This is a genomic window from Nocardia sp. NPDC049190, assembly GCF_040648115.1.
Classification (GTDB): Bacteria; Actinomycetota; Actinomycetes; order Mycobacteriales; family Mycobacteriaceae; genus Nocardia.
On record NZ_JBEZDE010000033.1, the window covers coordinates 13,689 to 28,477 of the forward strand.

Below are 14,789 nucleotides of genomic sequence, written 5' to 3' on the forward strand. Positions count from 1 at the left end.
GGCGATCTCGACCTGTCCGTGGCGGCTATCTTTTCGCTCCGTGTTGTCGATCAGCCGAGTTCCTTCGAAAGGGTACTCAAGGTGTCGCGCAGTTCCGCCATGCGCTGTGGGCCGAGGATTCTTTCCCAGTCCCGCTGGAGGGCTTGCATACTGTTGTGCAGCACTCGGGCTGCGGTACGACCGCGCGGAGTGAGACAGACCAGTTTGGCGCGGCCGTCCCCGGGGTCGTCGATGCGTGTGAGGTAGCCGGCACGTTCGAGTGTCCCGATAACTTGCGCGGTCGCCTGGCGCGATACGCCGAGCCTGTTCGCGAGGTCCGATGCTCGCAGTCCGCCGGTCAATAGCAGGGGAAACAGCTGCAGCGCATGGCGTGGGAGCAGGTCGGCCATGCCGTGCTCTGCGAAGGATTCCGCCAATCTGGCACTGTTCAAACGGGCAAGGTGGTAGACCAAGCCAGGGGGTGTGGCAGACGCAGGGATAACCGAGTAGGCAGTCATGCTCTGTATTGTGCCAGTGGTAATTCGACAAGTGACCTGCGTATCCGTGACGCTCGGCGCGGATCGACCCTTCCGCATCAACGCGTCTTCCGCTGTTCAATTACACCTCTCGAGAGATACCGACGATGAGTTCCAAGAAATCTCCAGCCCAGCGGTCGGATCGAGTCCGGCCCCTGTCTGCCACCGATATCCGTGTGCCTGCCCCGAATGTGCACGCTGAACTCCAGGAGGCGCTCGAAGTCCCAATCGAACGCATTCAGCCGCTGCCGGCCGTACATGCAGTGGGCTCGGCGCCGTTGAGATCCGGCAGTGGCGTGTTCGATCTGCGTGAGCTGTCGGTCAAATGGTAGTCGCGTTGTGGCGCAAGAATGGACGCGCTCGCTTGACTCGATTGCGCTGCAAGTTCGCCGCGCTGATCATGTCACCGGATGTGTCGCTGATGGACATTTTGGGCGGTGCACGCGGGCTGACGGATTTGGCATCACCGCATCTGCTGTACGCCGGGGTGTATGTGGTGACCCAGGATATTCAGATCGCAGTGTGCTCGGCGCTGGCATGCAGTGGTGTGCTGGTGTTGTCCCGGGTAATGATGCGACAACCTGTACGACAGGCGATGAGCGGCCTCGCATTGGTCATCCTGTCATGCCTCGTGGCCATCACGACCGGCCGCGGGATCGACTTCTATCTGCCGCAGATACTGCGCGCCACTTTGTGGGGGGTATTTCTGCTACTGTCCCTGGTCGGACGGCACCCGTTTGTTGGCATTCTCGTCGGGCCCGTGATCGGCGGGACGGCTTGGCGGCGAGACCGCAGGTTGCTGCGAACCTACAGGCAGTGCACCGCAGTCTGGGCGGCCGCAATCGGCTTGCGGACGGCGGTGCACGTGCCGCTCTATCTATCGAACAACGTTGTCGCGCTAGGGATTGCACACTTGCTGATGGGTGTACCGTTGTTCGCTGTCATGGTGTTCGTCAATCTACGGATTCTACGCCGCGGTTATTCCGACTTCCGCGGTGGGCACCCCGTCGCCTCGAACTCGGCCTTGGAGGTGTAGTGGACCTCAGGATGATAAGAGCCCATGCTCGACCTCGGGTCGGTCGGATCGGCGTTTTGGATGGACTGCCGGAAATCGCTGGCCGGCAGCATATTCCGCATAATCAACAGATCCGATCCCGCATCGGTCGAGAGCCATCCGATACCGCAGTCCCCGGCAGTGTTCGCCGGACGGTCGTCGGAGGTCGATACGACGATGGTGTAGAGGCCGTCCGAGTCCACGGCCGTCTCGTCGTCGACGACACACGTTGCCACAGCCGTGGAAGCTGGATTATTGCTGCACAGTGACCAATACCGCACTTGTCCAGACCCCATGATCGGTTGTTCATGGTAAGTGGCCGGTGTAGTCGGCAGCATTCCACGGATCACCGCCACACGGCCCGGTTCGACAACGGTGGCCAGGTACTTGTTATCGGGATTGGGGTAATGGCCACCACCTGTCGCCGGTTTCCAGTCTGGTTCTCGCGCAGATGTCGTTTGGGTGGGCCGCTGCGCAAGTCTGGGCGAATACACTTTGTGCGGGTCCAGGGCGGTGTTCGTCGCGCCGCACTCGGACAGCTCATGGTTCGTGCCGTCGGGCAAGGTCACGGTGAGGCGGGGTAGTCCCGCGCCGCCGGTGGCGTCGAGCCCGATGTCGGGGCGATAGACCCGGTAGATGATCGGAACCAATCCGGTGGCGTCACCTGTGTAGAGGGTGTTGGCCTCGGGCTGCGTCGGAGGCGCTCCTGCGACGATGCGAACCGTGTATTGCTGCGCTGAGGCCTTTCGATCGCCGCCGTTGCGGAACGGATTGACGTTGCCGGAGTCCGCGGCGATGACCTGATCGTTCAGCGAGCCCGATACTTCCCCCTGCTTGGCATAAGAGGTGAACGACATGTACCGCGCATGCGGAAAGTCGCCGTGAACGGTCAGGCTCGTGCCTGGAACCGCTGGTAGAAAGGTCTCCCAGTAATTCGCGAAGGTGTCCGGGTAGGCGATATTGAGCGTGGCCGCGCCGATCCGGGGACTCCACCCGCAGGCCACGTTGGTCATCACATCAGCGGTCGGGGCGGCCGCCGAGGAGGCCGGTCCGACCGCGACCGGCGCTGCCGCCGCGAATCCCAGTACGACTGCGAACACCGCAGCTCGCGCATCACCGCGAGGCCGAATCGACCTAGCGTCGCCGCGACCTCGACGGAAGGCAGGCAGCTTGTTCATTATAGTTTGAACCTCCGTAGTTCTTCCACATGAGCATGACATTCGATTAGAATTCTAGACAAGAGTATTGCCTATCTGTCCGGGGATTGCTTAGGTGTGGATATTGGTCGTCCGACGGGACCGACAGCGCTCTCGACAACACATCACCTCGAGGAAAGCTGTCGATTGCGGGACATGTCTCCCACGGTTTGCTGAGTACCCTGAGGACGCCATGCAGCTGGCCTCCGCCGCCGGCCGGGTCGGCCATGTGTCATACGGACAACGAACAAGATCGAGGATGAGCCTTGGATGTCGTCGAACACCGGACCTTCCGGACCGGTAACGCCACTGCCTACTCAGCCATCATTTCCTCGCGCGCGTGGTGGCGTCGGGCAGCGGCTGTAACCGCTGCGATCGTTGTCGTCGCGGGATGCTCCGGCGAGGCACCGGCGGCCCCGAGCGCCGTTCGGCAAGCCCCTGGTGTCGAAGCGATATTCCCTGTTGTGGCGTGGGAGCGCGTGACCCCCACGCACGCCGGCTTCGACCCTGCGGCGCTCGATGCCCTCGCGTCCGAGGCGGCTGCGGCGAAGTCGACGTGTGTGGCGGTCGTGCGCGACGGCAGGGTCGTTGTCGACGAGCACGGTCCCGGACCGACAATGACCCCGCGGGAGGCCTTCTCCGTGACCAAGTCGCTCACCGGGCTACTGGTGGGCGTGGCGGTGAAACGTGGCGAGCTGTCGCTGTCGGACAGGGTCGCCGATTACATACCGGAATGGCGCGGGACACGTTCGGAGAGCGTGACGGTGCAACACCTCCTCACCCAGACCTCTGGTCGAGACTGGGACGCCGCCACCGATTATGGAGAGATGGCGTTGAAGGCGGCGGACAAGTCGGAATTCGCCATCGGACTCGGCCAAAGCGTCGAGCCTGGCACGGCGTGGGTCTACAACAACTCTGCAGTGCAGGTACTGTCGAAGGTCCTGTGGTCGGCAACCGGAGTACATCCATCCGACTACGCCGAAGACCACATCTTCGGCCCACTTGGCATGGACTCCTCCCATCTCGAACGAGACCGTTCAGGTGGCGCAATGACCTTCATGGGTCTCAACACGACCTGTCTTGATCTCGCCCGCCTCGGCGTCCTCATGCTCCATGAAGGAAACTGGAACGGCACAACCATCATCGACGCCGACTACGCACGAGCGTCGGTTACCCCGAGCACCGACCTCAACCGCGGCTACGGATTGCTGTGGTGGTTGAATGCCGACGGTGTCGTAGTGTCGCCCGCTTTGGCCACCACCGGACGAGGCACGCACGCTGCGTTGGAAGGGCCCGTGCTACCGACCGCTCCGCGCAACACCTTCTGGGCTCTCGGTTTCAACAACCAGACTCTGGCCGTCTTGCCGGAAGAGGGGATAGTCGCCGTCCGGCTGGGTCCTAGACCCCCAAAAGACGCGCCCTTCGGTTTCCAAGAACTCACCACCGGTGTACTCGAGGCACTGAAGACCAGATAACTATGCCTCGGTACGAAACCAGGATTGCCAGATGCTCCCTTCATACGGGCGTGTCCACCAGATTCATCCGGCGCCAGGCTGACCGCAGACCGCGCGGCCGCACCATCTCCGGCAGATCAACCCGCGGCATCATCGCCGCGACGCGGCGTCGCAGATCGATCAGGCTGGGCCGATCCGGCAAGGCCGCCAACGCGGCCGCTGGCTATGGCGGCGACGTGTCATCGCTCTCAGTCTGCCGCCCCGGCTACCCTCCGCCCATGGAGCAGGACCACTCGTTCATTCGCGACGCCTTCCCAGATCTCATCGCCGAGCTGGCCGCCCGCCTGGAGAATGAAGGAGAACACGATCTGGCCATCTGCGCGTGAGATCTGCGTCTGGTTGGCGAGTGCGGCTGCGGTGATGACTTTTGCCAGAGCATCAGTACGGCAGATCATCCACGGGGCAGCCGTACGGTCCGGGCCATCGTTGTGTGCCTCTCTCGCCCTCGGAATGCATGCTGACCCTGGACATCGTGGACGGCCGGATCATGTACACCGAGATACTCGATCGGTCACTCATGCACCGCCAGAGTTCGCAGTCATGACGTTGGCCCGAATGGGACACGGAGTGCGGACTCGGACTGGTCGACTGGGGTTCTCGGGCATGCCGATGGGGCCTGGTCGGGGTACGGGTACGGCCACCGTCGACCATCGTGACCTGTGCGGAATAACGATGAGACGGTGCGCGGGTCACAGCATAGATCCCGCTCGTTGGCGGGAAGCGTTCGAGCTGGCCATTGCGCGTATTGCGGGGCGGTTCGCGGGGGTCGAACCACGGTGCTGGTCGTCGACGAGACCGGCGACGTGAAGAAGGGCACCCGCACCGCCGGCGTCCAGCGCTAGTACCGATGCCGCGCAGTTAGGAGGAACGCGGATCGGCTATGTCCTCGCCGAGGCCTGTTCGGCCGAAGTGACCACTGGTGGGGCACGTTCCACGCCGATGCGCTGGCCGCGAAGGGGCCAAACGGGCCTGGCAGAAGCTCTCGGCCGGACCAGGCGCGAAGAGGCACCGGTTTTACGACTGGGCCCTCATCGATCTCGCCGATGCGGAGCCGGGCCACCGCCAGCTGCTGATCCGCCGCAACCGCACCACCGGCGAACTAGCCTACCGCTGCCAATCCACCGAGCCGGTACTACTGACCACCCTGGTGAAGACCGCCGGCTCCAGGTGGCAGGTGGAAGAGAATTTTAGTCCGAGAAGGGGCTGGCCGGGCTCGACGAGCACAAGGTCCGCCGCTATCCCTCCTGGAGTCAATGCTCGCCCACGCCTTCCTCGTCAACCGGGCTAGGACCGGTCATGGCGCCCCCTTTTTCGCTCGTACCGACGCCGCATCGATCGCCGCCCGCGACCAGTCGATCAAGCCATGGCGGCCCAGCTCGTCCAGCACCGCGCGGTGTAATCGCCGCCACAGGCCGGCCTCGGTCCACACGGTAAACCGACGATGCGCCGTGGGGACGGTGACGCCGAACGACGGTGGCAGCATAGGCCACACGCAACCGCTGGTCAGCACATACACCATGGCCGTGAACACCGCCCGCTGATCAGTCGGCACCGTGCCCCCACCCTGCTTGCGTGGGGTGAACTTCGGCGGCAGCGGCTCCACCAACTCCCACAACTCATCCGACACTAGCCGCTTGAACAACTCATCGACCAGGACCGAACATCATGCGGCACAACCGATCCCGACACGTCCTAAACGAATCACATCGACGTGACGTAAGACACGGTCTAAGGAACTTCTGTTCCTCCTCCCTGTGGTTGGGTACGGTCTGTTGGCTCGCAGGCAGCCATTCGGGTGGTGTTGGTTGTCAACTTGTCGTGCCCACCGGCGAGCGGGAGGGCGACTGTCACCGTGAGCCCGCCCTCCGGACGCGCCACCGCATGAACGGCGCCACCGTGGGCGTGGGCGACCGAGCGCACGATCGACAGCCCCAACCCGGCCCCGCGGGTTCCGGAGTCGGCGAGGCGCTCGGCGGACAACGACCGGCGAAACGGTTCGAAGAGCCCGTCGACCTCCACGGCCGGGACCACTGGGCCGCTGTTGTCGAGAGTGAGTTCGGCGTGGTCAGCGACCGATCGGGACCGAACCGACACCCAGCCGTGCTCTGCGAGGTTGTAGCGCACGGCATTGTCGACCAGATTCTGAATGAGGCGTTCCAGCAGCAGCGGGTCACCGATCACGGGGGCCGTCTGCAGGTCGGCGGTGATCCGCACACCGGCCTGGCCGGCGGCGCTCGTCGCGACCGTGATCGCACTGCGGGCGATGTCGGCGAGATCGGTGCCGCGAGGTTCAGTCGGACATTGTTCGCTGGTGGCCAGCACCAGCAGGCCTTCGATGAGTCGTTCGTGGCGGTGATTGACCTCGAGCAGCGTACTGCCGAGCACGCGGGTGGACTCCGCGACATCCGGTGCGTCCAGTGCCACTTCGATCAGTGTCCGGTTGATCGTCAGCGGCGTGCGCAGTTCGTGTGAGGCGTTCGCGACGAACCTGCGCTGCCCGTCGAACGCCCGGTCCAACCGCTCCAGCATTGCGTCGAAGGTGTCGGCCAGATCCTTGATTTCGTCCTCGGGTCCGTCGAGCGCGATGCGCTCGTGCAGGCGCGTGTCGGCCACGCGTCGTGCGGTCGCGGTGATCCGCTGCAAGGGATGCAAGGCCCGGCCGGCCATCAACCAGCCGATCCCGCCCGCAGCGATCCCGACCGCCCCGAGCGACACCAGCGACCACACCAGCATGGCACGCAAGGTATCTCGCCGATTCCGCTCGGCCTGATCGATCAATGCCCGATACAACTCACCAGTCCCGGTCCCAGTTCGCCCCGCTCGCGCGGCGAGATACTCTCGTACCACCTTCTGCGCGCCCACCCCGGGACGCCGTTCCAGCGACTGGTTCAGGTAGAAGTACATCAGCGCGATGAGCACCGCTCCTGCCAGGAAGAAGGCTGCCGCGTACAGCAGCGTGAGCCGCAGTCGAATCGTCCGTCCTCTCACCGGATCCGGTATCCCACACCGGGCTCGGTCTCGATCAGCTGGGGCTCGCCGAGCTTGCGGCGCACGTTCATGATGGTGTAGCGCACCACGCCCGTGAATGGGTCGATGTGCTCGTCCCACGCCTTCTCCAGCAACTGTTCGGCCGACACCACGCCGCCGTCCGCCCGGAGCAATTCGGCGAGCACCGCGAACTCCTTGCGTGACAAGGACACCGGCCCGCCGTTGCGGGTCACGACGAAACGGTGCGGGTCCAGCCTGATCCCGGACCGTTCCAGTACCGGGGGAGTGGCGGCACGCGCCCGCCGTCCCAACGCTTGGATGCGCGCGACCAACTCCGCGAAGGCGAAGGGCTTCGTCAGATAGTCGTCGGCTCCGAGCCCGAGGCCGGCCACCCGCTCGGTGACCGCACTCGCGGCGGTCAACATCAGAATCCGGGCCTGCCCACCCGACTCGGTGAGTGTGCCGCACACGGTGTCGCCGGAGACCCGAGGGAGGTCCCGGTCCAGCACCACCACGTCGTAGTCGTTGACGCCTGCACGTTCCAGCGCCGCGGATCCGTCGTAGGCCACGTCGACCGCCATGGCATGCCTGCGTAATCCGCCCGCAATCGCGTCGGCCAACAACTTCTCGTCCTCGACCACCAGCACTCGCACACCGCTATCGTGCCTGTTCTCGCCGTTAGGTGGCTGTTAGTCACACCTGGCGTGGGAAGATACGGCTATGGCAGACGACTGGAACAGCCGGATCATCGAAGAATTCCGGGCCAATCACGGCGAGGTCGGCGGTCCGTTCGCCGGCCGTGACCTGCTCCTGCTCAGCACCATCGGCGCCAAAACCGGTCGGTCCCGCACCACTCCGCTCGCCTTCGTCCGCGACGGCGACACTTTCGTCATCGTCGCGTCCAACGCAGGCGCCCCCACTAACCCGGACTGGTACCACAACATTCGGGTCAACCCGGAGGTCACCGTCGAAATAGGGGCGGAAACCGTCAACGCGACGGCCACCCCGATTACCGAGGGCCCGGAACGCGACTGCCGCTACGCAGCGATGGTCCGGGTGATGCCCGGCTTCGCCGAGTACCAGGAAAAGACTGACCGGGTGATTCCGGTCGTTATTCTCACGACGCAGTAAGCGCCTTGCCGGCCACCGCGGCTCAGAACTTGCGCAAGTACGCGAGGTGATTCGCCGATCGAGGGCTGCGCAGGGCAGCATCGGGCATTTCGCACCCGGATTTGCCGCGGGCGTCCCTGAGTGTCGCTGTGATGCGGATCCAGTCGACTCGCATTCGGCGGTCGAGGTAACTGGGCGGCAGATCTCGGTGGTCGGTCCACGCCCAGGAAGCACGGGACATGGCTGCCCGCAGCCGAGCCACCGCTGAAACCCGTGCAGTTGAACCGGTCGAGCATTCGTTGGTGCCATTCCCCGTTCGACGTGCTCGTGTCTCCGGAAGTCACGGATGTGCGAATGTTGGGTGGGCTCGGATGGCGGGGTAATGGCCCCATCGGGTGCGCGTAGCGAGGCGCGTTCGGCCACGAGTTTCGAGCCGACGAGTCGGCGAGGAACCGTGCGGGAATCTCACGCAGGAGTTCGTTGACGGCCATGATCCGGCCGGCGCAGGTGATGCCCAGTCGGCGGGCGAGCAGGCGCGTCTTCGGACTGGAGCCGAGACGAACCGGTCATCGATGTGTGCGGTGTGTACTTGACCAGCGTTCATCCTCGCGACCGCGACCATTTCGAGCAGTGCCTCGAAAACCCGCACGTCCGGACAGAGCAACAGCACCCCGCTCGCCTGTTCTCAGATTGGAACCTGAATCCGTTGACACGCAGAATCATTCATCAGATGAAACTCTGGCCGGAGGTCAGATGACACGCTATTGTCTGAAGGACCGGACAAAGTTTTTGGCCCCGCTGCGTGCCACCGCTTTCCCGCTGGTATCTGACATTCGAGGAGTCGTGGGCCGATGATCCCCACCCGGCGACTGGCTCAGGTTCCCATCCTTCCGGCCGCGATACCCACCGTTGCGGCGCTGGTGCAGTACCTGCGATGGCTCACAGTCGATCCGGGCGTATCACGTGGCCGGAAATGGTGCGCCTGTACAAGAGCGCTGCCGGTCGCGTTCGCTGGCATCGCGAACCTCGCCGAGTTCGACGGTCAGGGCCGAACCGGCTACACCGCAACATCCCCGCCGCGCGGGGGCACCGTGCTCCGGCTACGTTCAACGCCGAACGCGCAACGGTCGTCAGCGCCTCGAACTATTTCCAGGCCCAGCAGTGGATCAGCGACGCTACTGCCTGTGCTGGACGGGCTGTATCGCGAACACCGACCCAAACCCGACACCAGCCGGGTCCGCCTGCGCAAGGCGAACTATCGCCTGGTCTTCGACAAACGGAGGCAGCTCGAAGACCAGACCTTGTGGGAGATGCTGTATGCGGCCACGGCCCGCGCTGAAGAAGTCCTTTGTCGGGAATCATCGACCCGGACCGCTCCTACCGGCGCGCCCGAATCTGCTGTAAAAGCGGCAAGCCGGATGAACTGCTCTACAAAATCTGCACCGCACGCCTGCTCGGTCAACTGCCCACCACACGCACCAGCCGACCGGTCTTCCTGTCGTGCCACGCCACGTCTGACGACGACATCGTACCCATCTGTGGCATCGTTCCGGGTCACGCGGCGCCGGCAGATGTGCTACCGCACCACCGATCGACATCTGGGCGCCGCGGCTGACGACGGATGGGATCCGCACGGCCTGCGGCATTCCCGGCTCACCCACGCCAGGGAGGACGGCACCACCGACACCGACCTGGTGGACCTGTCCGGTCACGAGGATTGCCGCACCCTGCAGTGGTATCCGACACTACGCGAGTACGCACCCGCCGCCGGCTCGACGGCATCGTCGCCTGCAGGGTCACTTGGACGCTCCGCCCGGACAAACTCGCGATGTGGCGCACCGCAGCGTCACCCGCACCTTGCCACAGTAGTGAGGATCGGATGCGCGACGGCGTAAGGAGAGCCCTGGTCTCGGCTATGAACGAGCTGAAACGCCTCACCAGCCTAGAAACGGCGGCGCTACGAAACGCCTACAGAGACGTAGTTCGCTCGATGGTGCGGGACGCCGATGAAAAGGTACGCACCGACCGGGCAGGCGGGCGCAGGATCAAGAATGCGACGAAACAAGAGTGGGTGCACAGACCGCACTCCCAATCCATGGGTCCGGAGCTCGCCATTGCCGAGATCGGTTCTGGCCGACAGGAACTCCCAAAAATTACGCCTGGTCACGTCATATCGTTGCCGCGATCGATCTGGAAAGAATTCGGCACGGGAGTCGATGTAATAATTAGCACGTCGCCTAGCCTTCTGCGGCGCCTACACGATATTACGCGCGAAGGGTGGACTATCAGATATGGACCGAAACGCAGTGGGACGCAGACTATTACTGAACTGAAGCGGATAATCATCGATCCCAGACGCAAAGAAGACCCGTTGCAAACAGCTGTAGCCATAGCGTACGAGGTCGGGCACACAATAGAACCCTTCAGAAAACTCAGACCAGGACCAGTGGATGACAAAGAGGAGTGGATCGAACATCACCTGGACAAGATTTACAAATCCGAGGCACGCGCGCATTGGTCTCTGCAGCACGCGCAGCGCGAAAGCGCTTCTCGGGGTGGTCCACTCGTCGGTTTCGGGTCCCCCATCTTCGGAAGGCGTATCGAAGAAATCTACGATGCCGCGGATGGCAACATGTCTGACGACGCGATCGAAAGTATTTCTGAACTGATGAAATATGGAACAGTGGGAGATTGGCACGATTCGTCACCACCCACCTTCGCGGATTATTATAGGCAATGGCTCGAGGAGCTCTGGGAAAAGTATAAGGGATGAATAATGGTCGAGATCGAGACAGATTCGTACGGGTGGGTATGACGGCGTTCGTCAGCGAGATATATGCGGTCGCCCGGCGATTGTTGGAGGTTCCGGGGCACCTGAGCCCGAAGTCCGTCGCAGATGCCTGCTCCGTGGCGCTACACGAGGTGACCAGGACCGAGTACGGTAGCGAGTTCGAAGGGCAGTCCGAAGGCGGTCCTTTCTCGGTCCTCTCGTTCCGTATGCTGGCCGATTCCTCCGAGCGCCCTCGAAGTATGGTGGTCCTGGATATTTGCCAGGAGGTCGAAATAACCGAAGCCGAGTTGAGAAGCTACTTTGACCTGTCAACTGACAATATGAGCTTCAACCCGAGGATACCGCGCGCCGGAGCTGTATTTTTTTCCGAACAACATGCCAACCGAACACTTGTCCTGCAGTTCGCTTTACACTCGGATCTGCTTCAGGCGATAGCAGTGCGAGAGAACATGTGACTGTTCACGTGTCGGTGCCGGCTGTCCTGTCGAGGCTTGCCGTGCCGATCCGCTCAACCATTCCTGGCGCACAATCCGAAAGGTTGGTCAGCGAGTTACCGACGCGATCTGCTTTTCGGTCCAGGCCGCGACCCATAGTTCGGGGCCGATGGCACCGCATGAACTGCCTTCGTGTACCTGGTGGCACTCATCAGTGGATGCAAACGACCGGTGAAGTCGGTCTGCGAACCGTAAGTTCTGTGGCCAGGCGCGGGATTGGATCGGATCGTGGTCTCGGTGCAGGACGAGGTCAAGCAGCCGCGACGCCGGTGATCAGGGTCTGGCTCGAACCGGTCCGAGTGGTGATGAACTGCGTGAAAGTGCTCGGCTGCTCATCCGGGAACTGCTGGGTCAGCTCGACCTTCCACCGCATCTGCCCGTCGGCGTCGTCCCCGGCCCGGGTGATCCGCACGCAGTAGCGGGTGCCGATCGGTACTTGGTTGATACCGCGTTGGATCTGCTCGGCGGGTGCGACCGCCGCGTCGGGGGCGACCACGGCGCGGGCTCGAAATCCGGAGCGTTCGGCGTAGTAGGCGTACTCGAAGGCGAGAATGGCGTCGGGACCGTTGCCGGTGCCGCCCGGGTCGGTGCCGGAGACGAGGTCGGCCGTGCGCCGCTGCTCACATCCCGGCGTAGCGATGGCCCACGGCGGCCGCACCGATGTCGTTGTCGCCGACATGGTTTGCGCGGAGCCCGATGCGCGTGTGGGCGCGCTGGTCGCGGTCGGGGGCGCGTCTTTTCCGGTCCCGTAGACGATGGTCAGCGCGACCGAGACGGCCGCGACCACGACCCCGAGCACGATCAGCACGGCCAGCGGCCGGTTACCGCGCTGCTGATCGGTCCGCCGGGGGCGACGGACCGGCGTGCCCGGCTGGACTCCGGATCGGTTGACGATCGTCGGCGCCCCGACAGTGCTGTCTTCCACCGCGAGTGGTTCGTCGCCCGCGGGCACGGCTCGGTTTCGCTCGGCGGGCGGTTCGGGCAGCTTCTCGGGCGGTGGCGCGGGGTCGAGCCACTGCTGCCACTCGGCTGATCGCGGTCGCATGCGCGCCTGGTCCGGCGCCGGCGGCAGCTCGGGAGCGTCCAGTTCCGGTTCCGCCCGCCGGACCGTTCTCCGGCGGGCGGGTGGGCGTCGTCGCTTCGACGCCTTGCCTGACGGCATACGCAGCATCGGCAGACCTGTGTCGAACGGATTGCTCTGGCCCGCGCCCTGACTCGGATGTTCCCGGTCAGGGGGCGTCATCGTCGAATTCGCCCAACACCGGCACGACGGCTGTCACGCTGGACGGCACGGTAACGCCGAGCTGACCGTCGCGCGGCTTGTGCTCCCCGTCATGCCCGGACAGGGGTGGTACCGGTGGAACCACCAACCCGCCGGTCGGGCCGGGGCGGCCCGGCTGATCCGGGCGGGTGGCCGGTGCCGGAGGAGCGGCCTCGGCGAACGGTCCGGCTCCGGGCACGGCCCTGCTGTCCGGCCGTGGCGTGTCCGACTTCACGGTCGGAGTCGAACCGGAACCGTGGGGCGGGATCACCGACGTCGAGGGTTTACCGTCGTGCGACCCGCCGAAGTCGAACAGCTTCGAAGAGTTCTTCGCACTGTCGTCCTGGGTGGTGGAGCCGGGGTGGATCAGCTCGGGGATGGCCTTGTCCGCGGACGCCGCCACGGTGTCGATGGTGTGTATGCCCACCTCGGCGATCTTGTCGATGATGTGCGTGCCGATGTCGACGCCCGCGGTGATGGCGGAGGTGCCGATCTGCACCCCGGCCGAGATGAGCTGTTGCTGCAGTTGGAGTTGAGCGGCCAGCGCCGGGTCGAGCGGCTGGCCGACGGCCGGCGTCGTGGCGCCGGGTGCTGTGCTGCCGGGGGTGAATTGCCCTGTCGCACCGGGTTGTACGGTCTGCCCCTGCGTTATTCCGGCCGGCGTGGTGATGGTGAGCGGCCCCATCTCCTCCAGTTTCCTGGTGTGGTCGTTCATCTCCGTGCGCGCGACCGAGACCGTGGTGAGGGCGTCGCGCAGCGCCTGGGTGGCGCGCGCGATGACCGCGTCGGTGTCCGGCGCGGTGGTGGCGTTGTCCAGGATTTCGCGCGCGTCGCGTCGGAACTCCGCGATGATCTGGTCGACCCGCCGCGCCGCGCGTCCGGAGGTGGAGTGGGCATCGGCGAGCACCGACAGATATGCCGGGCCCCGATCGGAGATGTCGCCGATCTGGGTCTGCGTGGTACGCAGTGCGGGCACCGCGGCATCGGCCGCGCGTGAGGTCCAGGTCGACTCCAGCGCGTGCAGGCCATCGCGATGTGGGCCTTCGGCGTCGGCCGCCTGCGTGGACGCGGCGGAGAGTGCGCTGGTCGCGGTCGCGTTCGGCAGCCCGACGCCGGTGCCGAGTGCGGCGCGAAGCGCCAGCAGTGGACGTACCAGCGCGGCCACGATCGGGGGATCGACACCGGGTTCGGTGCTCGATGGCCGGGTGGTCTCGGCGGCCGCTGCCCGTTTGCGCAGTCCCAGACTTCTCATGCCGATGCCTCCCCCGCCTGATCGATCGCGCCCGCGGTGTCGGTGTCGACACCTTGTGCGTTCTCGCTGTACGTGCGTAGTACCTGCCCGTAGGCGTCGACCAGTTGCCCCGCGGTCGACAACGCCTGCGCGTGTTCGGAAACGGCCGTGGTGAACCGTGCCGCGAACTCCGCGCCGACGAGCCCGAGATCAGCGGCCAGCTGGTCGGGATCCACTGCGCCGGAGGCGACCGCGGCCGCTGATGCCAATTGTCTGGACACCGCGTCCGCAATCGCGGTGTAGGCGGCCACCGCCGCCGGGTCGAGCTTGAGCGTGTCCACTGTTCCCCTCCCGGATCCCAGTCTGTCGCTACCGCGCCATGATTCACCGCCAAGCGTACTGTGCCACCCGGACACCGCGCGCCCGATCCTCGGTGTCCATTCCCAATCGAGCAGGGCCGCATTCATTTTCCGGGCGCTGCGGCTTCCGGGCGCTGCGGCGACGGGGACGGCGTTCACCCACCGCTTCCGTGCGTCGGGGTGCGGTGCTGTGCGGTCTGCCGACGGGCCTGTTCAGCAGGTCACCGGTGCGCTCGCCCGCTGGCCTCGGGCCGCCCTGCACCAGAGCGGAGGACG

Annotated in this window: 12 protein-coding genes and 2 pseudogenes; 6 read left to right on the plus strand and 8 right to left on the minus strand. The window is 64.7% G+C overall.

Going from position 1 to position 14,789, the window contains the following annotated elements; all coding sequences use genetic code 11:
- Positions 1–50: 50 nt before the first annotated feature.
- A complete protein-coding gene (locus AB0B25_RS24645) occupies positions 51–497 on the minus strand; it encodes a MarR family transcriptional regulator (protein WP_357183773.1) in 447 nt (148 codons plus the stop codon).
- A 343-nt stretch (positions 498–840) separates the two neighbouring features.
- Between AB0B25_RS24645 and AB0B25_RS24650 the strand changes: the two genes are divergently transcribed.
- Positions 841–1,551, plus strand: a complete 711-nt coding sequence (locus tag AB0B25_RS24650) for a DUF3159 domain-containing protein (protein WP_357183775.1) — start codon at positions 841–843, stop codon at positions 1,549–1,551.
- Here the strand turns inward: AB0B25_RS24650 and AB0B25_RS24655 are convergent.
- Positions 1,494–2,669: a hypothetical protein gene (locus AB0B25_RS24655; RefSeq protein WP_357183778.1), complete on the minus strand. Its 1,176-nt coding sequence runs from the start codon at positions 2,667–2,669 to the stop codon at positions 1,494–1,496. The genes AB0B25_RS24650 and AB0B25_RS24655 overlap by 58 nt on opposite strands.
- A gap of 560 nt (positions 2,670–3,229) precedes the next feature.
- Here AB0B25_RS24655 and AB0B25_RS24660 point away from each other — a divergent pair.
- Both AB0B25_RS24660 and AB0B25_RS24665 read left to right on the plus strand, forming a co-directional pair.
- Positions 3,230–4,240 carry a serine hydrolase gene (locus AB0B25_RS24660; protein WP_357183781.1) on the plus strand — a complete coding sequence of 337 codons (1,011 nt, stop codon included), beginning with the start codon at positions 3,230–3,232 and terminating at the stop codon, positions 4,238–4,240.
- Between the two features lie 903 nt (positions 4,241–5,143).
- A pseudogene (locus tag AB0B25_RS24665) lies at positions 5,144–5,553 on the plus strand (IS701 family transposase); the annotation flags it as partial.
- Here AB0B25_RS24665 and AB0B25_RS24670 read toward each other — a convergent pair.
- The 3 genes and pseudogenes from AB0B25_RS24670 to AB0B25_RS24680 all read right to left on the minus strand — a co-directional run.
- A pseudogene (locus tag AB0B25_RS24670) lies at positions 5,554–5,933 on the minus strand (transposase); the annotation flags it as partial.
- Positions 5,934–6,007: 74 nt separating this feature from the next.
- Entirely contained in the window at positions 6,008–7,267 is a 1,260-nt protein-coding gene (locus AB0B25_RS24675) for an ATP-binding protein (RefSeq protein WP_357183784.1), read from the minus strand.
- Positions 7,264–7,920, minus strand: coding sequence for a response regulator transcription factor (locus tag AB0B25_RS24680; protein WP_357183787.1), 657 nt, complete (start codon positions 7,918–7,920; stop codon positions 7,264–7,266). Before AB0B25_RS24680 ends, AB0B25_RS24675 begins: the two co-directional genes overlap by 4 nt.
- A 67-nt stretch (positions 7,921–7,987) precedes the next feature.
- Between AB0B25_RS24680 and AB0B25_RS24685 the strand changes: the two genes are divergently transcribed.
- The 3 genes from AB0B25_RS24685 (at position 7,988) to AB0B25_RS24695 (ending at position 11,623) form a co-directional block, all read left to right on the plus strand.
- Positions 7,988–8,398: a nitroreductase family deazaflavin-dependent oxidoreductase gene (locus AB0B25_RS24685; RefSeq protein ID WP_357183790.1), complete on the plus strand. Its 411-nt coding sequence runs from the start codon at positions 7,988–7,990 to the stop codon at positions 8,396–8,398.
- Positions 8,399–10,292: 1,894 nt separating this feature from the next.
- Positions 10,293–11,150: a hypothetical protein gene (locus AB0B25_RS24690; protein ID WP_357183792.1), complete on the plus strand. Its 858-nt coding sequence runs from the start codon at positions 10,293–10,295 to the stop codon at positions 11,148–11,150.
- Between the two features lie 32 nt (positions 11,151–11,182).
- Positions 11,183–11,623 carry a hypothetical protein gene (locus AB0B25_RS24695; RefSeq protein ID WP_357183795.1) on the plus strand — a complete coding sequence of 147 codons (441 nt, stop codon included), beginning with the start codon at positions 11,183–11,185 and terminating at the stop codon, positions 11,621–11,623.
- A 289-nt stretch (positions 11,624–11,912) separates the two neighbouring features.
- On the opposite strand, the gene AB0B25_RS24700 is transcribed toward AB0B25_RS24695, so the two are convergent.
- The 3 genes from AB0B25_RS24700 to AB0B25_RS24710 are packed head-to-tail and all read right to left on the minus strand — an operon-like array spanning position 11,913 to position 14,495.
- Positions 11,913–12,905, minus strand: coding sequence for a hypothetical protein (locus AB0B25_RS24700; RefSeq protein WP_357183798.1), 993 nt, complete (start codon positions 12,903–12,905; stop codon positions 11,913–11,915).
- Complete coding sequence (locus tag AB0B25_RS24705) at positions 12,892–14,175, minus strand: hypothetical protein (RefSeq protein WP_357183800.1); 1,284 nt, start codon at positions 14,173–14,175, stop codon at positions 12,892–12,894. Before AB0B25_RS24705 ends, AB0B25_RS24700 begins: the two co-directional genes overlap by 14 nt.
- Positions 14,172–14,495: a hypothetical protein gene (locus tag AB0B25_RS24710; protein ID WP_357183803.1), complete on the minus strand. Its 324-nt coding sequence runs from the start codon at positions 14,493–14,495 to the stop codon at positions 14,172–14,174. The genes AB0B25_RS24705 and AB0B25_RS24710 overlap by 4 nt, the downstream gene beginning before the upstream one ends.
- Positions 14,496–14,789: the final 294 nt, after the last annotated feature.